This window comes from Paracoccus yeei ATCC BAA-599 (assembly GCF_000622145.1).
Lineage (GTDB): Bacteria > Pseudomonadota > Alphaproteobacteria > Rhodobacterales > Rhodobacteraceae > Paracoccus > Paracoccus yeei.
The window spans coordinates 174,039-194,514 of record NZ_JHWH01000007.1; the positions used below are offsets into that span (position 1 = coordinate 174,039).

The 20,476-nt window shown below is 69.0% G+C and carries 17 protein-coding genes; 4 read left to right on the top strand and 13 right to left on the bottom strand.

Going from position 1 to position 20,476, the window contains the following annotated elements:
• Positions 1-90: 90 nt before the first annotated feature.
• Entirely contained in the window at positions 91-2,529 is a 2,439-nt protein-coding gene (gene gyrB / locus BU28_RS0104980; RefSeq protein WP_028718492.1) for a DNA topoisomerase (ATP-hydrolyzing) subunit B, read from the top strand.
• Between the two features lie 219 nt (positions 2,530-2,748).
• Positions 2,749-3,468, top strand: a complete 720-nt coding sequence (locus tag BU28_RS0104985) for an outer membrane protein (RefSeq protein ID WP_028718493.1) — start codon at positions 2,749-2,751, stop codon at positions 3,466-3,468.
• A 57-nt stretch (positions 3,469-3,525) separates the two neighbouring features.
• On the opposite strand, the gene pdeM is transcribed toward BU28_RS0104985, so the two are convergent.
• From pdeM to BU28_RS0105020, 7 genes are all read right to left on the bottom strand, one after another.
• On the bottom strand, positions 3,526-4,185 hold the full coding sequence (gene pdeM, locus BU28_RS0104990) for a ligase-associated DNA damage response endonuclease PdeM (protein WP_028718494.1): 660 nt from the start codon (positions 4,183-4,185) through the stop codon (positions 3,526-3,528).
• A complete protein-coding gene (locus BU28_RS0104995) occupies positions 4,182-6,614 on the bottom strand; it encodes a ligase-associated DNA damage response DEXH box helicase (protein ID WP_028718495.1) in 2,433 nt (810 codons plus the stop codon). Before BU28_RS0104995 ends, pdeM begins: the two co-directional genes overlap by 4 nt.
• Entirely contained in the window at positions 6,611-8,155 is a 1,545-nt protein-coding gene (locus tag BU28_RS0105000; protein ID WP_028718496.1) for a cisplatin damage response ATP-dependent DNA ligase, read from the bottom strand. Before BU28_RS0105000 ends, BU28_RS0104995 begins: the two co-directional genes overlap by 4 nt.
• On the bottom strand, positions 8,152-9,144 hold the full coding sequence (locus BU28_RS0105005; RefSeq protein WP_028718497.1) for a ligase-associated DNA damage response exonuclease: 993 nt from the start codon (positions 9,142-9,144) through the stop codon (positions 8,152-8,154). Before BU28_RS0105005 ends, BU28_RS0105000 begins: the two co-directional genes overlap by 4 nt.
• Positions 9,145-9,242: 98 nt before the next feature.
• A complete protein-coding gene (locus BU28_RS0105010) occupies positions 9,243-10,151 on the bottom strand; it encodes a DMT family transporter (RefSeq protein ID WP_028718498.1) in 909 nt (302 codons plus the stop codon).
• 137 nt (positions 10,152-10,288) lie between these two features.
• A complete protein-coding gene (locus BU28_RS0105015; RefSeq protein ID WP_028718499.1) occupies positions 10,289-10,588 on the bottom strand; it encodes an HU family DNA-binding protein in 300 nt (99 codons plus the stop codon).
• A gap of 150 nt (positions 10,589-10,738) precedes the next feature.
• The gene (locus BU28_RS0105020; protein WP_374384647.1) at positions 10,739-12,169 is read right to left on the bottom strand and encodes an AMP nucleosidase; all 1,431 of its coding nucleotides are present in this window, start codon (positions 12,167-12,169) and stop codon (positions 10,739-10,741) included.
• 150 nt (positions 12,170-12,319) lie between these two features.
• Between BU28_RS0105020 and BU28_RS0105025 the strand changes: the two genes are divergently transcribed.
• Entirely contained in the window at positions 12,320-13,321 is a 1,002-nt protein-coding gene (locus tag BU28_RS0105025; RefSeq protein ID WP_028718501.1) for an LLM class flavin-dependent oxidoreductase, read from the top strand.
• The gene (locus BU28_RS0105030) at positions 13,318-14,172 is read left to right on the top strand and encodes an SDR family oxidoreductase (protein WP_028718502.1); all 855 of its coding nucleotides are present in this window, start codon (positions 13,318-13,320) and stop codon (positions 14,170-14,172) included. Before BU28_RS0105025 ends, BU28_RS0105030 begins: the two co-directional genes overlap by 4 nt.
• Here BU28_RS0105030 and BU28_RS22000 read toward each other — a convergent pair.
• The 6 genes from BU28_RS22000 to mtaB form a co-directional block, all read right to left on the bottom strand.
• The gene (locus tag BU28_RS22000) at positions 14,169-14,999 is read right to left on the bottom strand and encodes a COG3650 family protein (RefSeq protein WP_028718503.1); all 831 of its coding nucleotides are present in this window, start codon (positions 14,997-14,999) and stop codon (positions 14,169-14,171) included. The two genes, BU28_RS0105030 and BU28_RS22000, sit on opposite strands and share 4 nt — an antisense overlap.
• Before the next feature lie 110 nt (positions 15,000-15,109).
• The gene (gene dxs / locus BU28_RS0105040; RefSeq protein ID WP_028718504.1) at positions 15,110-17,035 is read right to left on the bottom strand and encodes a 1-deoxy-D-xylulose-5-phosphate synthase; all 1,926 of its coding nucleotides are present in this window, start codon (positions 17,033-17,035) and stop codon (positions 15,110-15,112) included.
• A gap of 24 nt (positions 17,036-17,059) precedes the next feature.
• Positions 17,060-17,923 carry a polyprenyl synthetase family protein gene (locus BU28_RS0105045; protein WP_028718505.1) on the bottom strand — a complete coding sequence of 288 codons (864 nt, stop codon included), beginning with the start codon at positions 17,921-17,923 and terminating at the stop codon, positions 17,060-17,062.
• Positions 17,923-18,159, bottom strand: a complete 237-nt coding sequence (locus BU28_RS0105050) for an exodeoxyribonuclease VII small subunit (RefSeq protein WP_028718506.1) — start codon at positions 18,157-18,159, stop codon at positions 17,923-17,925. Before BU28_RS0105050 ends, BU28_RS0105045 begins: the two co-directional genes overlap by 1 nt.
• Positions 18,156-19,073, bottom strand: coding sequence for a histone deacetylase family protein (locus tag BU28_RS0105055; RefSeq protein ID WP_028718507.1), 918 nt, complete (start codon positions 19,071-19,073; stop codon positions 18,156-18,158). The genes BU28_RS0105050 and BU28_RS0105055 overlap by 4 nt, the downstream gene beginning before the upstream one ends.
• A 146-nt stretch (positions 19,074-19,219) precedes the next feature.
• Positions 19,220-20,473 carry a tRNA (N(6)-L-threonylcarbamoyladenosine(37)-C(2))-methylthiotransferase MtaB gene (mtaB, locus tag BU28_RS0105060; RefSeq protein ID WP_028718508.1) on the bottom strand — a complete coding sequence of 418 codons (1,254 nt, stop codon included), beginning with the start codon at positions 20,471-20,473 and terminating at the stop codon, positions 19,220-19,222.
• Positions 20,474-20,476: the final 3 nt, after the last annotated feature.

Sequence of the window (20,476 nt, forward strand, 5' to 3'; positions counted from 1 at the left end):
GACTGGCAGATACCAAATCCTGTGGCTTTCCCGTGACATTCCCCGGCTTTGCCCCTATAAGATGCAAGCCCAAGGCAGGATAAGAAGACCATGAACGAACCCGCCCCCCAGCCCTCCGAATACGGCGCCGATTCCATCAAGGTTCTCAAGGGCCTGGAAGCCGTGCGCAAGCGTCCCGGCATGTATATCGGCGATACCGACGACGGCTCGGGCCTTCATCACATGGTCTATGAGGTCGTGGACAACGGCATCGACGAGGCGCTGGCCGGTCATGCCGATTTCGTGCGCGTCAAGATCCACGCCGACAGCAGCGTTTCCGTGCGCGACAACGGCCGCGGCATTCCGGTGGGGATGCACCCGACCGAGGGCGTCTCGGCAGCCGAGGTCATCATGACCCAGTTGCATGCCGGCGGCAAATTCGACCAGAACAGTTACAAGGTCTCGGGCGGGTTGCACGGGGTCGGGGTTTCCGTGGTCAACGCACTGTCGGACTGGCTGGAACTGCGGATCTGGCGCGACGGCAAGGAGCATTTCGCCCGCTTCGAGCATGGCGACACGGTCGAGCATCTGCGCGTGGTCGGCGATGCTGCGCCCGGCGACAAGGGGACCGAGGTGCGCTTCCTGGCCTCCTCGAAGGAAGACAGGGCCGACGGGACGTTTTCCAACCGCGACTTCGTGTTCAAGACGCTGGAGAACCGGCTGCGCGAACTGGCCTTCCTGAACTCGGGCGTGCGCATCATCCTGGAGGACGAGCGCCCCGCCGAGCCGCTGCGGACCGAGCTGTTCTACGAAGGCGGCGTGCGCGAGTTCGTGAAGTTCATCGACCGCTCCAAGACGCCGGTCATGGCCGACCCGATCTTCATCACCGGCGAGCGCAACGGCATCGGCGTCGAGGTGGCGATGTGGTGGAACGACAGCTACCACGAAACCGTGCTGCCCTTTACCAACAACATCCCGCAGCGCGACGGGGGCACCCATCTGGCGGGCTTCCGGGGCGCGCTGACGCGGGTCATCAACACCTATGCCCAGACCAGCGGCGCGGCAAAGCGCGAGAAGGTCGATTTCACCGGCGACGACGCGCGCGAGGGATTGACCTGCGTGCTGTCGGTCAAGGTGCCCGATCCCAAATTCTCCAGCCAGACCAAGGACAAGCTGGTGTCCAGCGAGGTGCGCCCGGCGGTCGAGGGGCTGGTGGTCGAGAAGCTGTCCGAGTGGTTCGAGGAAAACCCGGCCGAGGCGAAATCCATCCTGGGCAAGATCATCGAGGCCGCCCTGGCCCGCGAGGCCGCCCGCAAGGCGCGCGAGCTGACCCGGCGCAAGACCGCGATGGACGTGGCCAGCCTGCCCGGCAAGCTGGCCGATTGCCAGGAAAAGGATCCCGCGCTGTCGGAGCTGTTCATCGTCGAGGGCGACTCGGCCGGCGGGTCCGCGAAGCAGGGCCGCTCTCGCCAGAACCAGGCCGTGCTGCCCTTGCGCGGCAAGATCCTGAACGTGGAACGGGCGCGCTTTGACCGCATGCTGTCGAGCGACCAGGTCGGCACGCTGATCACCGCGCTGGGGACCGGCATCGGGCGGGACGAATTCAACCTGGGCAAGCTGCGCTATCACAAGATCGTCATCATGACCGATGCCGATGTCGACGGCGCCCATATCCGCACCCTGCTGCTGACCTTCTTCTTCCGGCAGATGCCGGAGCTGATCGAGGCCGGGCATCTTTATATCGCGCAGCCGCCGCTTTACAAAGTCTCGCGCGGGCGGTCCGAGGTCTATCTGAAGGACGAGGCGGCGCTTGAGGATTACCTGATCGAGCAGGGTATCGACGGCGCCACGCTGCGGCTGGGCAACGGCGACACCATCGCCGGCGCGGACCTGGCGCGCGTGGTCGACGAGGCGCGGACCGCACGGCGCATCCTGCGCGCCTATCCGACGCACTACCCCGCCCATATCACCGAGCAGGCCGCCATCGCCGGCGCGCTGGTCCCGGGCCGGGTCGATGCCGATGCGCAGGGGGTTGCCAATGCCATCGCCGCGCGGCTGGACATGATCGCCGAGGAATACGAACGCGGCTGGTCTGGCCGCCCGACCCAGGACGCCGGCATCCGCCTGACCCGCCTGCTGCGCGGGGTCGAGGAAAGCCGCACCCTGGACGGGCCGATGCTGCGCAGCGGGGAAAGCCGCCGGCTGGGCGCCATGACCGAAGGCCTGACCGAAATCTATGGCCAGACCGCGCATCTGATCCGCAAGGATCGCGACATCCCGATCCATGGCCCGCTGAGTCTGCTGCAGGCCATCTTCCTGGAAGGCGAAAAGGGCCTGTCGCTGCAACGCTACAAGGGTCTGGGCGAAATGAATCCCGAACAGCTGTGGGAAACCACGCTCGACCCCGCGGCGCGCACGATGTTGCAAGTGCGAATCGAGGATCTGAGCGAGGCTGACGATATTTTCACCAAGCTCATGGGCGATGTCGTCGAACCGCGCCGGGATTTTATTCAACAAAATGCGCTGAGTGTCGAAAACCTGGACATCTGAACCGGTTCGTTCAAATCTCACGTTTCAGTCGCGGTTTTGTTATGCAACCAGGGCGAGAATGTTGCAGTTTGGACGCGCCTCGGATCTTGGCTTCGATCTCAGGTTCGTGCCTTGTTGCACCCGGGCGGAGGCGGGACTACCTCCGTATGAAAAGAAGCCCAGCACATATGCGCGCCGGCCATACGATTCGCAGGCGCACGCGACCCAGGAGATGACAAGATGACGATGAAATCCGTTGCCCTTGCGGCCTCGACCCTGATCCTTGGAACGGCGGCAGCGCATGCCGGTGGCTATGTTCCCCCGGTTGTCGAAACCGCTCCGGCGCCGGTCGTCATCGAAACGCCGGTCGGTTCGTGGCAGGGCGGCTATGCCGGTCTGACCCTGGGCTATGCCTTCAGCGGCAAGGATCGCGTTGGCCTCAGCGCTTCGGGCGTCGATGGGTCCGATGACGATTTTCTGGGCGATGTGGGCGAACTGAAGCTGAGCGGTGCCAATGCCGGCGTGCGCCTGGGCTATCGCTGGCAGCGCGACAACTGGGTTTTCGGCCCGGAACTGTCCTATGAAGGCGGCAGCATCAAGGACGACATCTCGGGCGAACTCGGCGGTGTTGCCTATGAAGCCAAGTCCGAGATCAATAGCGTCCTGGCCCTGCGCCTCAAGACCGGCTACGCCGTGCGTCCCGATACCCTGATCTATGGTATCGCCGGTGTTGCCCGCGCCGATGTGGACTATGAAGTCAACGGTGTCGAGGAAGGCTACAAGCACACCGGCTATGTGGTCGGTCTGGGCGTCGAAAAACAGCTGAACGACAAGTGGTCGGTCACCGGCGAATATGAATATGCCAGCTTCGGCAAGGAAGGCATCTCGGTCGGCGACCTGACCACCGAGGCGACCGCGAAATACAACAACGTCAAGGTGGGCGTGAACTTCCGGTTCTGATCCCAGCGCGTCATGAACAGCAAAGGGCCGCCTTGCGCGGCCCTTTTTCTTTGCCGCTCAGCGGCGCAGGGGGGACAGTCCCACCGGCAGGACGATGGGCCGGGGACCGCAGGCAATGGCCAGCCCGCGCGGGACCAGCGCGGTCAAGGCCGGATCGTCGCAGGCCAGCCCGCCGGTATAGGCCCCGAAGGCCGGCAGGATCAGATGATCCGCCCCCAGTAGAAAGGCCCGCCGCCGTTCGCCTGCCAGGCGGACCGCCGGGTGATAATGGCCGCAGATATCGGGGCCCGGCCCCGGTTCGTGGCGCAAGGCGACGCGGCCGAGACGCAGCGCCTCCTGCGCCTGCCCCGGCAGGCCGGCCGGCGCCTCGGGATCGTGGTTGCCCAGCACCCAGATCCAGTCCCGGCCCCGTGCCAGGTCCGCAAGCCCCCTGGCGATCGCCTCGTCCAGCGCGCCCGCCGCCGCCATGTCGTCGAACCCGTCGCCCAGGCTCACGATCGCGGCGGGCTCAAGCGCCACCACCTCGGCCGCCAGCCGCTCCAGCGTGGCGCGCCCTTCATAGGGGGGCAGCAGCGGCCCGCCGCGCCGGGCCATGCGCTCGGACTTGCCCAGATGCAGGTCGGCGATGACCAGCCAGCGCCCCTCGGGCCACCAGAGTGCGCCCGAGCCGCGGGCCACCAGCCGCAGGCCGTGATACTCGAACCCATATCCGCTCACGTCAGGGCCTCCAGCCCGGCCTCACGCATCAGCGCCTCGGCCTCGATCCGCGCCAGCCGCTCGCGCCCCTCGCCCCGGATCGGCACACGACCGCGTTCCAGCATCATCGGCGCGGCCAAGGGCGAGACGCGGTCCAGCACCCGATGTTCGCGCAGGGGCGAGCGGGCCAGCATCTCCTCGACCCGGCCGAAATCCACCAGGCCCCGGCCCGCCTCCTCCGCCGTCACGCGCAGCATCAGGTGGCCGGGATCATAGCGGCGCAGCGTATCGTAAAGGATGTCGCTGGAAAAGGTCGCCTGCCGCCCGCTCTTGCGCAGGCCGGGGGTGTTGCGCTGGATCAGCCCGGCCACGGTGGCGACATTGCGAAACGTCCGCTTCATCACCGCGTTCTCGCCCAGCCAGTCGCCCAGGCCCGCCCGCAACCGGCTGACGTCCAGCAGCGGGTCCGGGTCCAGCACCGGGTCCAGCGACCAGGCCAGCAGGGCGTAATCGGTGGACAGGAACCCCAGGGGGCCCAGCCCCTCTTCCTCCATCTCGCGGGTGACCAGCAGGCCCAGCGTCTGCAGCGCATGACGGCCCGCAAAACCGTAAAGCGCGAAATAGTTGCGGCCCGCATGGGGAAAGCTTTCCGACAGCAGCAGGCCCGGGCGCGGCAAGCGGCTGAAGCGGGCCTGCAAGGCCAGCCAGTCGCGGGTGTCGGGCGGCAGGACCGCATGGCGGGCCGGATCGCCGATCAGCGCCAGGACGCGATGGGCAAGCTGGGTGGACATGGCGGGCTTCAGCCCGGAATAGACGGCGATCTTGGGCTCGCGCCGGGGATCGGGCGTCACCTCGACCACCATCTCGCGCAGCGCGTCCATGCGCACGACGCTGCCGCCGATCAGGAAGCTGTCGCCGGGAACAAGGCTCGAGGCGAAGGACTCCTCGACCTCGCCCAAGGGCGCGCCGCCCCGGCCGCGCAGCCGGACCTTCAGCATCTCGGCCTCGACGATGGTGCCGACGTTCATGCGCAACAGCTTCGTCGCCCGCGGATCGCGCAGATGCCACAGCCCGCCCTTCAGCATCAGCCGCTGCCAGCGGTCATAGGCGCGCAGCGCATAGCCGCCGGTCGCCGCGAAATCCAGGCAGGCGTCGAAGTCGGCCCGGCTGAGGCCGCGATAAGGACCGGCGGTCACCACCTCGGCATAAAGGGCATCGGCCTCGAAGGGCCCCGCGCAGGCGCTCAGCAGGATATGCTGGCAGAGCACGTCCAGCGGCCCCGGCCCGCGGGGATCGCCGTCCAGCGCGCGCGCGCGCACCGCCTCCAGCGCGGCGATGCATTCGATCTGCTCGAAGCGGTTGGCCGGGACGATCCGCGCCCTGGAGGGCGCGTTGTAGCGGTGGTTCGCCCGGCCGATGCGCTGCACCAGGCGCTTGACGTTCTTGGGCGCGCCAATCTGGATCACCAGGTCGACCGCGCCCCAGTCGATGCCCAGATCCAGGCTGCCGGTCGCCACCACGGCCCGCAATGCGCCCGCCGCCATCGCCGCCTCGACCCGGGCGCGCTGTTCGCGCGCCAGGCTGCCGTGATGCAGCCCGATGGGCAGGTTCTCCTCGTTCGCGGCCCAAAGCGCCTGAAAGAACACCTCGGCCTGGGCGCGGGTGTTGATGAAGATGATGGTGGTGCGCGCCGCCTTGACCGCCTCGAGCACCTCGGGGATGGCATAGCGCCCGCCGCTGCCGGCCCACGGCGCGGGCCGGGCGGTCGCCAGCATGGCGATGTCGGGGTCGGGGCCGGGATCGGCCTCGACGATCTCGACGGGACGCGCGCCCGCCATGAAGCCCGCCAGCGCCTGCGGATCCTCGACCGTGGCCGACAGGCCCGTCACCCGCAGCGCGGGCGACAGCCGCCGCAGCCGCGCCAGCCCCAGCATCAGCTGGTCGCCGCGCTTGCTTTCGGCCAGGGCGTGCAATTCGTCCAGCACCACCCGGCGCAGGCCGCCAAAGATCGCCGGCGCCTCGGGATAGCTCAGCATCAGGGCCAGGCTTTCGGGCGTGGTCAGCAGCACATGCGGCGGGTCCACGCGCTGGCGGCGGCGCTGGGTCTGGCCAGTGTCGCCGGTGCGGTCCTCGACGCGGATCGCCAGCCCCAGTTCGGCCACCGGACGCGCCAGATTGCGCCGGATATCCGCCGTCAGTGCCTTCAAGGGCGAGACGTAAAGCGAATGCAGCCCGCCCCTGCCGCTTTCACCGTTTTCCAAATACCCATCCGGCCCCGCCGCCTGCGCAAGCTCCACCAGCGAGGGCAGGAACCCCGCCAGCGTCTTGCCGCCGCCGGTCGGCGCGATCAGCAGGCTGTCGCCTTGCGCCGCCAGCAACGCCAGCTGATGCGGATGGGGCTGCCAGCCCTGCCGGGCGAACCAGTCGTGAAATAACGGCGGCAGGATCACAGCATCGCCTCGAGCGTGTGCAGCCGGTCGGCCTCGGCGGCGGGCTTGTCCCAGCGGATGCGGCTGATACGGGGAAAGCGCATGGCAACACCAGAACGGTGGCGGGTCGATCGGTTCAGCCCCTCGAACGCCACCTCGACCACCAACTTGGGCGCCAGCGCCCGGACCGGACCGAAGCGCTCGGTCGTGTTGGCGCGTACGAACCGATCCAGTTCGCGCAGTTCGGCGTCGGTAAAGCCGAAATAGGCCTTGCCGACGGGCACCAGTTCGTCGCCCGCCCACAGGCCGAAGGTAAAGTCCGAATGAAAGCCCGATCGCTTGCCATGCCCGCGCTGCGCGTAAAGCAGCACGGCATCGACGACCATCGGGTCGCGCTTCCATTTGAACCAGGGCCCGCGCGGCCGCCCGGCGACATAGGTGCTGTCGCGGCGCTTGATCATCACGCCCTCGATCACTGCCGCCGGCGGATCGGCGCGCAGCGCCGCCAGATCGTCCCAGGTCGCGAACGCCAGGCAGGGCGAGATGTCGATGCGCTCGCCAAAATCCAGGCTTTCCAGCACTGCCCGCCGCTCGGCCAGCGGCAGGCCGCGCAGGTCGCGGCCCTGCCAGACCAGCAGGTCGTAAAGCCGCAGGCCCGCCGGATGGCTCGCCAGCAGCGCCCGGCCCACTGCCTTGCGATTCAGCCGCTTTTGCAGATCGCCAAAGGGCGCCACCTGCCCGTCGCGGCGCACCAGCAGTTCGCCATCGGCCGCGCCCTCGAACGCCATCGCCTCGACCACGTCGGGAAAGGCATGCGAGATATCCTCGCCGGTGCGGGAATAAAGCCGCCGGACGCCGCCTTCGCTGACCGCCTGCACGCGGATGCCGTCCCATTTCCATTCGGCGACATGATCGGCCGGGTCCAGCGCGCGCAATTCGTCAAGGTCGGTCGGCGTCGACAGCATCACCGGCCGGAACGGTGCCAGCGCCGCACTTTCGGGCCGCGCGCCACCGCCGATCCAGGAAAACAGCGGGCCATAGGGCGGCGCGAGCCCGTGCCAGATCTCCTCGAGATCCGCGACCGAGGGGCTGCCCATCCCGGCCAGCGCCATCCGCGCCATCCGTGCCGACAGGCCGACGCGCAGGTTGCCGGTGGCGAGCTTCAGGAAGGCCAGCCGCTCGGACGGTCCCAGCCGGTCCAGCATGGCCGCGATGGCGCCGGGCAATCCGGCCTTGCCGGTGGTCTGCAGCAATTCGACCGCCTGGGACAATGGCGGATCGTCCTCGGCCCCTTCGGGCCAGACCAGGGCGATGGTCTCGGCCAGATCGCCCACGAAGTCATAGGACAGCGCCAGAAGCTGGTCGTCGATGCGCTCGGCCGCAAGCCCCCGCAACAGCGAGGGGGTGACGCGGCGCAGTTCCAGATCGCCGGTCAGCGCCGCCAAGGCCCAGCCCCGGTCGGGGTCGGGCGTGCGTTCCAGGTAATGCTGCAGGTGCTGCAATTTCGCATTCCGCGCGGGCGTGAAGGCCAGGCGCTCCAGCAGGGCGGCGAAAGCCTTCATTCCTCGGCCTCGTCCTCGTATCCGACCAGCCGCAGCGGGCGGGCGGGGATCTGCGCCAGCTCGCACCAGCGGATGACGCCGTCCTCGGTGCCATGGGTGACCCAGACCTCGGCCGGGGCCAGTTCGGTCAGGGTGCCCGTCAGCATGGGCCAGTCGACATGGTCGCTGAGGATCAGGGGCAGTTCGACCCCGCGCTGGCGCGCCCGTGCCCGCACCGTCATCCAGCCCGAGGCAAAGCCGATCACCGGGTCGCGGAACCGCTGCACCCAGAGGCTCGCGAAGGCCGAGGGCGGGGCGATCACCAGTTGCGCCGGCACCGCGTCGGCCGTGGCGGGGATCAGCTCGCCCAGTTCCACCCGCTGGGCGGCATAATAATCGCACAGGACCTTCAGCGCGCCGTGGATGGCGATCGGCGCGTCATAGCCCGCCTCGCGCATCAGGGCGATCAGGTGCTGGGCCTTGCCCAGCGCATAGGCGCCGACCAGATGCGGACGGTCGGGGAACTCGGCCATGCTGGCGATCAGCTTTTCCACCTGCGTCGCCGGGTCTGGAAAGCGGAACACCGGCAGGCCGAAGGTCGCCTCGGTCACGAAGATGTCGCAGGAAACGGGCTCGAACGGCGCGCAGGTCGGGTTCGGCTGGCGGGTGTAGTCGCCCGAGACGACGATCCGCTGGCCCTGCCCCGTCACCGCGATCTGGGCCGAGCCGAGCACATGGCCCGCAGGATGAAAGGCGACCTCGACCCCGCCTATGCGCGTGGGGCCCTGCGCCTCCTGCATCGAGCCGGCGCAATCCTCGCCCATGCGCAGGCGCATGATATCCAGCGTCTGGCGCGTGGCCAGGACGGCGCCATGGCCCCAGCGGGCGTGATCGGAATGGCCGTGGGTGATCAGCGCCCGCTCGACCGGCTTCACCGGGTCGATGTGGAATCCGCCCTCGGGGCAGAACAGACCGGCCTCGGTCGGGAACAAAAGGGGTTCGGCGCGCATCATGCGAAGATGTGGAACATTGCGTGAAAATCAAGCCTGCTGCCGGGCACAACGCACCGGCTCGGGGCCTGGGTCCACGGGCGCCGGGGATCGCGGCGTCAGCGCCGCGGCTGCGCCGCCCCGCCCGGCACCGCCGCCGGCTGCGGGATGCGGGCCAGTTGGACCATCAGGATGCCCGCCGCCACAATCACCGCGCCGATCACGTCCGATGCCCCGAAGCGTTCGCCCAGCAACGCCGCCGCAATGGCGACGCCGAAGATCGGCGACAGGAAGTGAAAGGTCGCGGCCCGCACCGCGCCCACCCGGTTGACCAGCAGGAACCAGATCCAGGTGGCGCCGATTCCGGGCGCCAGCACGGTATAAAGGAAGGACCAGAGCAGCGCCGCGCTCCACTCTACGGGCCGGCCCGCCTCAAGGACGAGGGCCGGGACCAGCAGGGCCGCCGCGCCCACGGCCATCTGCATGGCCACGATGGTCATCATGTTCCGGCTGCCACCCGCGCCCCGCGCGGCCAGCGTCGCCACGGTCAGCGCGACGACCCCCGCCAGGCACAGCAGCAGGCCGGGGATGTCCAGCCCGTGGCGCAGCCGCACCCCCATGATGATGGTGACGCCCAGGACGCCGGCGACAAGCCCCGCCACCGCGATCGGCCGCAGCCGCTCGGAGTACAGCAGCCAGCCCAGGAAGGCCACGATCAGCGGCATCATCGAGGCGATGATGGCCGCGGCCGACGCCTCGACATGCTGCATCGCGACCCAGTTCAGCCCCAGGTACAGGGCGTTCTGGCAGATGCCGAAGATGATGACGGTGCGCCATTCCGCCCGGTTCAGCCGCAGGCTTTGCCCCATGGCCAGCGCCAGCGGGATGGCCACCACGGCGGACAGGGCAAAGCGGATGACCAGCGCGGTCAGCGGGGGCGCGGCGGTGACGATGATGCGCGTCGTGGTGAAGGCCGAGGCCCACATCAGCGCAAAGCCGAAGCCCATCAGAATGGCCTTGAAGTCCATGCCCGCCCCCTGCGTTTCCCTTCGGGCTAGCAGATGGCGGCGCGGGCGCAAGGGGAAAGGCGGCAGCCGCCGCGCGGCGCAAATGAAAAGGACCGCGCAATGCTGCGCGGCCCCTTGTGGATGCGGATGCCGGGAAATCAGGCGTTCACGCTGTCCTTGAGCGCCTTGGCGATGGTGATCTTGACCACCTTGTCGGCGGGCTTGGTCATCATTTCCTGGGTCTGGGGATTGCGCACCTGGCGTTCGGGCCGTGCGCGGCAGGCGACCTTGCCGATGCCGGGCAGGGTAAGGGCGCCGCCTTCGGCGACGGTTTTCGAGACGACGGCCGAAAGCGCGTCCAGCGCGGCGGCAGCGGTCTTCTTGTCGCTGCCCATTTCCTCGGCCAGGGTGGCCACGAGCTGGGTCTTGGTCATCGGTTTCGAAGCGGCCTGAGCCATGTTCTGTCTCCTCGGTTTTTCCCGTTGGGGGAAATTTCGGACGCCACCTTGGCGGCACGAATGCCGCTACACAAGCTTTTCGCGCGCATTTCAAGAGTTTTCGGCGGTTTTCCCCAGCAAACGCGGCGAAATGGCAAGCCTGGGCCGATTCTAAAGGAAGGCCGTCTCGTTGAACGACCTCAACTTGCGCGAGTGGATGCGTTCCAGGGGGGTCGCGCGCAGCTTTTCCATGGCCCGGATGCCGATCATCAGGTGGTTCGCGACCTGCGTGCGATAGAAATCCGTGGCCATGCCCGGCAGTTTCAGTTCGCCGTGCAGGGGCTTGTCGCTGACGCAGAGCAGCGTGCCATAGGGAACCCGGAACCGGAATCCGTTCGCCGCGATGGTGGCGCTTTCCATGTCGAGCGCCACGGCGCGGGACTGCGACAGGCGCTGGACGGGCCCGGACTGATCGCGCAGTTCCCAGTTGCGGTTGTCGATGGTGGCGACCGTTCCCGTGCGCATGATCGCCTTCAGGTCATAGCCGTCCAGCCGCGTAACCTCGGCCACCGCCTCCTGCAGCGCGACCTGGACCTCGGCCAGCGCGGGGATCGGCACCCAGACCGGCAGGTCGTCGTCCAGCACGTGATCCTCGCGCAGATAGGCATGGGCCAGGACGAAATCGCCCAGCGACTGGCTGTTGCGCAGCCCGGCGCAATGGCCGACCATCAGCCAGGCATGGGGGCGCAGCACGGCGATGTGGTCGGTCGCCGTCTTGGCGTTCGAGGGGCCGACGCCGATATTGACCAGGGTGATGCCGTCGCCGTCCGGGCGCTTCAGGTGATAGGCCGGCATCTGCGGGGTCTTGGCCCCCGTCGCAATCACGTCCTCGGGACGTTCGAGGATCTGGTTGCCGGGCGCGATGAAGGCGGTATAGCCCGAGCCCGGGTCGGCCAGCACGCGGCGGGCGAAAGCCTCGAATTCGTCCACATAGAACTGGTAATTGGTGAAAAGGACGAAGTTCTGGAAATGCTCGGGCAGGGTCGCGGTGTAATGGGACAGCCGCGCCAGCGAATAGTCCACGCGCTGCGCGGTAAAGGGCGCCAGCGGCTGGCTGCCGTCGGGGTTCGTGCCCCCGGTCCCGTTCACGATGTCGTCGTTCATCGTGTTCAGGTCCGGCACGTCGAAGACGTCGCGCAGGGAAAAGTTCAGCACCCCTTCCTGCGGCACGTTCAGGTCGCTTTTCGTGGCGACGGCGAAGTGCACCGGCATCGGCGTCTCGCTTTCGCCGACATGGACGCCGATGCCGTGGTTCTTCATCAAAAGGCCGATCTGTTCGGTCAGATAGCCCCGGAACAGGTCGGGCCGGGTGATCGAGGTGGCATAGACCCCCGGCACCGCGACATGGCCAAAGGACAGGCGCGAGTCGGTCTTGGTGTGGCTGGGGACGACCATCCGCACCTCGGGGTAGAAGGCGCGATAGCGCGCCCGCGGCGGCTGGCCTTCGAGCGTCTTCAGGAAGCGGTCCAGCAGGAAGCCCGAGGCGCGGTCGTAAAGCGCCACCAGCCGCTCGACCGCTTCCGCCGGATCGTCGAACAGCATCCGCTCGACGGGGTCCGGGGTTTCGACGGGCAACTGCCGGTTGGCGATCGTCATGCGCATTCTCCTGTTTCGGGGCAGAGTGCCAGCGCCGCGCAGGGCTGGCAAGCCGGGGCGCGCGTCCCTATTTGTCAGGACAAAGGAGCATTCGCCATGCAATTCTCGATACTTGATCTGGCGGTCGTCGCCGAGGGCTCGGACGCGCGGCAGGCCATCGCCAATTCCGTCGCGCTGGCCCAGGCGGCCGAGGGCTGGGGCTATCACCGTTTCTGGCTGGCCGAACACCACAACATGCCGGGCATCGCCAGCGCCGCGACCGCGGTGCTGATCGACCATGTGGCAGGGCATACGAAATCCATCCGCGTGGGCGCCGGGGGCATCATGCTGCCCAACCACGCGCCGCTGGCGATTGCCGAACAATTCGGCACGCTGGCGACGATCCACGGCCCCCGCATCGACCTGGGGCTGGGGCGCGCGCCCGGCGGCGACGGCGCCGTCATGCACGCGCTGCGCCGCGGCCAGTCGCGGAACGAGGACTTTCCGAACGACGTGGTGGAACTGCTGCGCTATCTGGGCCCACACCGCCCCGGCGCCCCGGTGGCGGCGCATCCGGGCGAGGGCACGAACGTGCCGGCCTGGATCCTCGGGTCCTCGCTTTACGGCGCAAGCCTCGCGGCCGCGCTGGGTCTGCCCTATGCCTTTGCCAGCCATTTCGCCCCGGGCGACCTGGACGAGGCGCTGGCGCTTTACCGCGCGCGGTTCCAGCCGACCGAGTTCGGCGAACGGCCGCGGTTCATGCTGGCGGTGAACGTGATCGCCGCCGACACGGACGAACAGGCACAGCGGCTGCGGACCAGCCAGATGATCAGCTTCGCCCGGCTGCGGCTGGGGATGCCGGGGCTGCTGCCGCCCCCGGTCGACGACATCCTGGACGCGGTGCCGGTGCGCATCCTGCCCACGGTCGAACACGCGCTGTCGGTCAGCGCGGTCGGTTCGCCGCAGACGGTGGCCGCCGAACTAGACCGCCTGATCGCCCGCCACCGCCCCGACGAGCTGATCCTGGTCGGCAACATCTACGACCGCGCGGCGCGGCACCGATCCTTTGCCATCGCCGCCGAGATCCTGCGCGCCCGCGCCGAGACCGCCCCGGCATGAGGGCGCTGGTCCTGGGCCACGGCTATTCCGCCGGCTTCCTGACGCCCATGCTGCGGGCCGAGGGGTGGGAGGTCCTGGGCACCACCCGCGCCGCGCCGGGCCGGGTCCGCGACGCCGGGGCCGAGCCCCTGCTGTGGGACCGCGACGCGGCCCGCATCGCCGACGAAATCGGCCGCGCCGATGCGATCCTGGTTTCGGCCGGGCCGGAACAGGGGCGCGACCCCACGCTTGCCGCCTTTGCTCCGGCCTTTGCCCGCGCCCGCCCGGCATGGCTCGGCTATCTCTCGACCACCGGGGTCTATGGCGACCATCGGGGCGGCTGGGTGGACGAGGATACGCCCCTGACGCCCAGCACCCGGCGCGGGCACGAGCGCGTGCAGGCCGAAGCCGACTGGCAGGCGCTGGCGCGCGCCCACGGCCTGCCCCTGCACATCTTTCGCCTGGCGGGGATCTATGGGCCCGGGCGCGGTCCCTTTGCCAAGGTGCGCGACGGCAGCGCGCGGCGCATCGTGAAGCCGGGGCAGGTGTTTTCGCGCATCCATGTCCTGGACATCGCGCGGGCGCTGATGGCCTCGATCCAGACACCCTGTTCGGGGGCGGTCTACAACCTGTGCGACGACGACCCCGCCCCGCCCGAGGAGGTCATCGCCCATGCCGCCGCCCTGCTGGGCCGACCCCTGCCCCCGGCCGAGGATTACGCGACGGCCGAGATGACGCCGATGGCCCGGTCCTTCTATGCCGAAAGCAAGCGCGTCTCGAACCGCCGGATGCGGCAGGAGCTGGGGGTCGATCTGCTGTTTCCCGATTACCGCAGCGGCCTGGCCGCGCTGCTGGCGGCCGAGACGGCCTAGCGCGCGATCGAGCAGCAGCCCATCAGCATCCGGGACGGCGTTTCGGCCCCGTCCAGGATGACCGACACGGCCAGCGCGAAGGCCCGGTCCGACATGCCATCCGAACATTGCTCGGGCCGCAGGAAGGCGGTGACGCGGCCCTTGTCGTCGCCGGCGATCAGGCCGCGGGTCGGCTCTCCGTCGATGCCGCGGTCCATGACCTTGCGCAGTTGCAGCGCGCGGTCGGGCCGGTCGGGCTCGGCGAAGGTCAGGCCGGTTTTCGTCGCGCCAAGAGACCAGAAGGGCTCGGTCCCGGCGCAGCGCAGGCTTTGCGGCAGGGCGGCGGCCTGCCAGACCCCCGTCTGCTGCTTCAGAAAGCGCAGCGCGACCCAGCCGGTCTGTTCGCCCGAATTGACCTTGCCCCATTTTCCCGAGGGGTCGCGCGCGACCAGTTCAATGCCCTTGGCGGTCGCGGGCAGCGTGGCGATGACCTTGGCCTGACCGTCCGGCGCCTGCCGGACGTTCAGCGTGTCCCAGGTATCGACCACCGTCACGTCGAAAAGGTTCGGCAGGAACGGCGCGGGCTTTTCCGCAGGCTTCTGGGCGGCCTCGGCGGGCTGCTCTGCCGGCGCAGGGCTTGCGGCGGTCGCCGGGGCTTGGGTGTCGGGCGTCCCCGCCTCGGCCGGTTCGGCAGGGGCTGCCTCGGTCGCGGCGGGATTGGCGGGTTCGGGCCGGGGCGCGGGCTCGGCGCCCTCGGCGGCCGGAGCCTGCGCCTTGTCGGCGGGCTCTTGCGCCATGGCAGCAACGGGCAGCGACAGGGCCAGTCCGGTCAGCAGGGTTTTCAGCATGATCGTCACCTCTTGCGCGGCGGCTTCGGACCCGCCGGCGGTATGGAAAGAATAGCACTGACCGGAAGCGTCACCTAGATGCCGCGGCAACCCGCCCGGGCTGCCTGGCCTCAGGCCCGCTTGCCCTGAAGCCGGGCGACGCCCAGCACCTCAAGCACCTTGTCGCGGATGTCGGAGGCGGACATGCCCGCCGCGCGATACATCGCCTCGGGGCTGGCGTGGTCGATGAAGGTATCGGGCAGCACCATCTGGCGGAACCGCAGCCCGTCGTCGAACACGCCCTCATCCGCCAGAAGCTGCGCCACGAGCGAGCCGAAGCCGCCGACGGCGCCTTCCTCGATGGTGATCAGCGCCTCATGCGTGCGGGCCAGGCACAGGATCAGGTCGCGGTCCAGCGGCTTGGCAAAGCGGGCATCGACCACGGTGGGCGTGACGCCCAAGGCCTGCAATTCCTCGCGCGCGCGCATGACCTCGCCCAGGCGCGTACCCAGGGACAGGATGGCGACGCGCTTGCCTTCCGTGATGACGCGGGCCTTGCCGATCTCCAGTGGTTCGGCGCGCTCGGGCATCTCGACCCCCATCCCCTCGCCGCGCGGATAGCGAAAGGCGATGGGACCGGCATCATGGGCGGCGGCCGTCGCGACCATGCGGGCCAGTTCCGCCTCGTCGGCAGCGGCCATGACGACCATGCCGGGCAGGTTCGCAAGGAAGGCGATGTCATAGGCGCCGGCGTGGGTCGCGCCATCGGCGCCGACCAGCCCGGCCCGGTCGATGGCGAATCGCACAGGCAGCCGCTGGATCGCCACGTCATGCACGACCTGGTCGTAACCGCGCTGCAGGAAGGTCGAATAAAGCGCGCAGAACGGCTTCATTCCCCCTGCGGCAAGGCCCGCCGCAAAGGTGACGGCATGCTGTTCGGCGATGCCCACATCGAAGCAGCGGCGCGGAAAGCGTTCCGCGAACAGGTTCAGCCCGGTGCCGTCCGGCATGGCAGCGGTCACCGCCACGATCTTGTCGTCCCGCGCGGCCTGATCGACCAGGGCGCGGGCAAAGACCGAAGTATAGCTCGGCGCATTCGATTTCGCCTTGGCCTGGGTGCCGGTCGCCACGTCGAATTTCGCGGTGGCATGGCCCTTGTCGGCGGCGCGTTCGGCCGGGGCATAGCCCTTGCCCTTTTTCGTCACGGCATGGATCAGCACCGGGCCGGTGGCGCGGGCCTTGACCGTGCGCAACAAGGGCAGAAGCTGGTCCAGATCGTGGCCATCCACGGGGCCGATATAGGAAAAGCCCAGTTCCTCGAACAGGGTGCCGCCGACGGTCAGGCCCTTCAGCATCTCCTTGGCGCGCTTGGCGCCCTCCTGCATGGGGGGCGGCAGCAGGCTGACAGCCCCCTTGGCGGCAGCCTTGAGTTCCTGGAACGGGCCGCGCGTGTATAGCCGGGTCAGATAGGTCGACAGCGCCCCGGTCGGCGGCGCGATGGACATCTCGTTGTCGTTCAGGATGACGAACAGCCGCTTGCCCAGGTGGCCGGCGTTGTTCAGCGCCTCGAAGGCCATGCCGGCACTCATGGCACCATCGCCGATGACCGCCACGGCGTCGCCCGGATCGCCGCCCAGCTCGCGCGCCATGGCAAAGCCCACCGCCGCGCTGATCGAGGTCGAGGAGTGCCCCGCCCCGAACGGGTCATAGGCGCTTTCGCTGCGCTTGGTGAAGCCCGAGAGGCCGTCCTCCATCCGCAGGGTGCGGATGCGGTCGCGCCGTCCGGTCAGGATCTTGTGCGGATAACACTGGTGGCCGACGTCCCAGATGATCTTGTCGCGCGGCGCGTCGAAAACCGCGTGCAGCGCCACGGTCAGCTCGACCACGCCCAGGCCCGCGCCCAGGTGGCCGCCGGTGACGGAGACCGCGCTGATCGTCTCGGCGCGCAGCTCGTCGGCCAGCTGGCACAGTTCACGGTCGCTCAGCCCTTTCAGGTCCGAGGGCAGGCCGACCCGGTCCAGGACCGGCGTTGCGGGGCGATGGTCGTCTTGGGTCATGGCTTGCCCCTTTCCGGGCGGGCTTCAGGCGTCGCGCTGGATAACGAAACGCGCCAGCGCGCGCAAGTTTCCGGCGGCCTCTCCATAGGGGTCCAGCGCCGACTCGGCGGCGCGGACCAGCTTGCGGGCCTTGTCCTGCGCGCCCTCCAGCCCCAGCAGCGACACGAAGGTCGCCTTGTTCGCATCCCCGTCCTTGTGCAGCCGCTTGCCGGTTTCGGCCTCGTCTCCGGTCACGTCCAGGATGTCGTCCTGGATCTGAAAGGCCAGGCCCAGGTTACGGGCGTACTCCGTCAGCGGGCCCGCGTCCTCGCCGGCCATGATGGCCCCGGCGGTCGCCGAAAAGACGATCAGCGCGCCGGTCTTGGCGCCCTGCAGCCGCTTGACCGCGACCAGGTCCAGGGGTTCCACCGCGGTCTCGGCGGCGATGTCCAGCGCCTGGCCCCAGACCATGCCGCGCGCGCCCACGGCATCCGAGAACAGCCGAATCAGCGCCAGCCGCGCGTCGGGCGCGCCGATCGCGGGATCGGTCAGCAGCCCGAAGGCCAGCGATTGCAGCGCGTCGCCGGCCAGGATCGCCGTCGCCTCGGACCATTGCACATGGACGGTCGGCAGGCCGCGGCGCAGGTCGTCGTCATCCATCGAGGGCAGGTCGTCATGGACCAGGCTATAGGCGTGCAGCGCCTCGACCGCCGCGGCGACGGGCAGCGCCTCGCGGTCGCGCAGGCCGAACAGCCGGGCCGATTCCATGACCAGAAAAGCACGGATACGCTTGCCGCCGATGCAGGCATAGCGCATCGCATCGGTCAGATCGCCGTCGGGCAGGCCGGCCATGGCGTCGTCCAGCGCGGCCTGGACCTGCGCCCGGACATCCTCAAGGCGGTCCTGCATCACAGCCCCTCGGCGGGGGTGGTTCCGGTGGGTTGGCCGCTCGCCGCCAGGGTGATCTTCTCGACCCGCTCCTCGGCCGCGCGCAGCACCTTGTCGCAATGCGCCCGCAGCGCGGCGCCGCGTTCGTAAAGCGCGATGGATTCCTCCAGCGTGGCCTCGCCATGCTCAAGCTTGCCGACGGTGGCCTCCAGCTCGCGCATCGCCTCCTCGAAGGAGAGTGTTTCGATTCCGGTCATGCCGTCGTCTCCCGTAGAACCTCGACATGGGCGCGCACCGAGCGGCCCAGGGCGGCCAGATCATAGCCGCCTTCCAGGACCGATACCACCGGGGCCGAACATGACGTGGCCGCATCGCAGATCATCCGGGTGATCGCGGTGAAATCCGCCTCGTCCCAGGCCAGCGAGGCCAGCGGGTCCTGCGCATGGGCGTCGAACCCGGCCGAGACCAGAACCAGTTGCGGCCGCCACGCCAGAACCCGGTCGCAGATGCCGCGCCAGGCGGCGCGCGCGGGGTCGCCTCCGGTCCCGGCCTGCAGCGGGACGTTCAGGATCTGGCCATGCGCGCCGCGTTCGCCGGCCGCGCCGGTGCCGGGATACAGCGGATGCTGGTGGGTCGAGGCAAACAGCGCCCGCGGCTCGTTCCACAGCAGGTCCTGGGTGCCGTTGCCGTGGTGCACGTCGAAATCCAGCACCGCCACCCGGTCCAGCCCGTGGTGGTCCAGCGCCCGCAGCGCCCCGATGGCGATGGCGTTGAAGATGCAGAACCCCATCGCCTTGGCGCGCTCGGTATGGTGGCCGGGCGGGCGCATGGCGACAAAGGCATTGGGCGCCTGCCCTGCCAGCACCGCGTCGACCGCCGCGCAGACCCCGCCCACCGCATGGCGCGCGGCCGCAAGGCTGCCCGGCGACAGATAGGTGTCGGCATCCAGCATCGTCCAGCCCTGGTCTGGCGGCTTGCGCCGCACCAGCGACAGATAGCTGGCCGGATGGCAGCGCAGGATCTCGTCGTCGGGGGCCTCGGGCGCCTCGCGGCGGTCCAGGTCCATTCCCTCCAGCGCGGCAAGGACAGCCTCCAGCCGCGCCACCTGCTCGGGATGGCTCGGTGGCGTTACATGCTGGAATCCGGACGGGTGCGTATAAAGAAGCGTCATCGCCAAACGATTATGCGCGCAGGTTTCCCCCGGCAAGAAAATGTTCGGTAGCCTGTCCAAAACGACGACCCGGACGGCCGGCGGTTTCCACGTTGCTGAAATACCCTCGGGGGGTCCGGGGGGCGAAGCGCCCCCGGCGCGGCGGCTCAGGCCGACAGCCGCTGACCGTCATGGCCGGTGATCGCCAGTTCCATCAGCGCGCCTTCGGGCATGTCGCGGTCGAAGGCCACTTCGGTGAAATGCTCGGTCCGGCCCAGGCGTGGGCCTTCGGTCAGGATCATGCGGGTCTGGCCGACCTCGGCGCCCAGATGGGCGGCCAGCGCCGCATCCCCCGCCGCCCGCAGCCGCGCCGCGCGCTCCTTGATGGCCGGACCCGGCACGCGCGGCATCCGCGCCGCCGGCGTGCCCTTCCGCGCAGAATAGGGGAACACATGCAGGAAGGTCAGGCCGCAATCCTCGACCAGCTTCAGGCTGTTCTCGAACATCGCCTCGGTTTCGGTCGGAAAGCCAGCGATGATGTCGGCACCAAAGACGATGCCGGGGCGCAGCTTGCGCGCATCCTCGCAGAAGCGGATCGCGTCGTCGCGCAGGTGGCGGCGCTTCATCCGCTTCAGGATCATGTCGTCACCGGCCTGCAGGGACAGGTGCAGGTGCGGCATCAGGCGCGGTTCCGAGGCGATGGCCAGCATCAGGTTCTCGTCCGCCTCGATGCTGTCGATGCTGCTGATCCGCAGCCGCGGCAGATCCGGCACCAGCCGCAGGATGCGCATGACCAGATCGCCCAGCCGCGGCGTGCCCGGCAGATCGGCGCCCCAGCTGGTCAGGTCGACGCCGGTTAGCACCACCTCGTTGAAGCCGCGGTCCCGCAGCCGCTTGATCTGGTCCACCACCACCCCCGCGGGCACGGAACGCGAATTGCCGCGGCCATAAGGGATGATGCAGAAGGTGCAGCGGTGGTCGCAGCCGTTCTGGACCTGCACATAGGCGCGGTGCCGGCCGAAGCCGTCGATCAGGTGGCCGGCCGTTTCCCTGACCGACATGATGTCATCGACCTGCACGCGCTCGGTCTCGCCGATCAGGTCGGGCGCCTGGATCGCGGCCCAGGTCGCGGGCTGCATCTTTTCGTGGTTGCCGATGACGCGGGCAACCTCGGGCATGGCAGCGAAGGTCTCGGGCTCGGTCTGCGCCGCGCAGCCGGTGACGATGACCGGGGCGCCGGGGTTTTCGCGCGACAGCCGGCGGATTTCCTGGCGCGCCTTGCGCACCGCTTCGGCCGTCACCGCGCAGGTGTTCACGATCACCGCGCCTTGCAGGCCGGCGGCCTCGGCCATCTCGCGCATCGCCTCGGTCTCATAGGCGTTCAGCCGGCAGCCGAGGGTCGCGAACACGGGCGCCTTCAGATC

Excerpts from the sequence above, each read along its gene's own strand:
- BU28_RS0105025 (WP_028718501.1), top strand. The coding sequence starts at position 12,320 with ATGCAATTCTCGATACTTGATCTGGCGGTCGTCGCCGAGGGCTCGGAC.
- BU28_RS0105050 (WP_028718506.1), bottom strand. The coding sequence starts at position 18,159 with ATGACCGGAATCGAAACACTCTCCTTCGAGGAGGCGATGCGCGAGCTG.
- BU28_RS0104985 (WP_028718493.1), top strand. The coding sequence starts at position 2,749 with ATGACGATGAAATCCGTTGCCCTTGCGGCCTCGACCCTGATCCTTGGA.
- BU28_RS0105000 (WP_028718496.1), bottom strand. The coding sequence starts at position 8,155 with ATGAAGGCTTTCGCCGCCCTGCTGGAGCGCCTGGCCTTCACGCCCGCG.
- BU28_RS0105055 (WP_028718507.1), bottom strand. The coding sequence starts at position 19,073 with ATGACGCTTCTTTATACGCACCCGTCCGGATTCCAGCATGTAACGCCA.
- dxs (WP_028718504.1), bottom strand. The coding sequence starts at position 17,035 with ATGACCCAAGACGACCATCGCCCCGCAACGCCGGTCCTGGACCGGGTC.
- BU28_RS0105045 (WP_028718505.1), bottom strand. The coding sequence starts at position 17,923 with ATGCAGGACCGCCTTGAGGATGTCCGGGCGCAGGTCCAGGCCGCGCTG.
- BU28_RS0105020 (WP_374384647.1), bottom strand. The coding sequence starts at position 12,169 with ATGCTGTTCGACGATCCGGCGGAAGCGGTCGAGCGGCTGGTGGCGCTT.
- BU28_RS0105010 (WP_028718498.1), bottom strand. The coding sequence starts at position 10,151 with ATGGACTTCAAGGCCATTCTGATGGGCTTCGGCTTTGCGCTGATGTGG.
- gyrB (WP_028718492.1), top strand. The coding sequence starts at position 91 with ATGAACGAACCCGCCCCCCAGCCCTCCGAATACGGCGCCGATTCCATC.
- BU28_RS0105030 (WP_028718502.1), top strand. The coding sequence starts at position 13,318 with ATGAGGGCGCTGGTCCTGGGCCACGGCTATTCCGCCGGCTTCCTGACG.
- BU28_RS22000 (WP_028718503.1), bottom strand. The coding sequence starts at position 14,999 with ATGCTGAAAACCCTGCTGACCGGACTGGCCCTGTCGCTGCCCGTTGCT.
- BU28_RS0105005 (WP_028718497.1), bottom strand. The coding sequence starts at position 9,144 with ATGCGCGCCGAACCCCTTTTGTTCCCGACCGAGGCCGGTCTGTTCTGC.
- BU28_RS0105015 (WP_028718499.1), bottom strand. The coding sequence starts at position 10,588 with ATGGCTCAGGCCGCTTCGAAACCGATGACCAAGACCCAGCTCGTGGCC.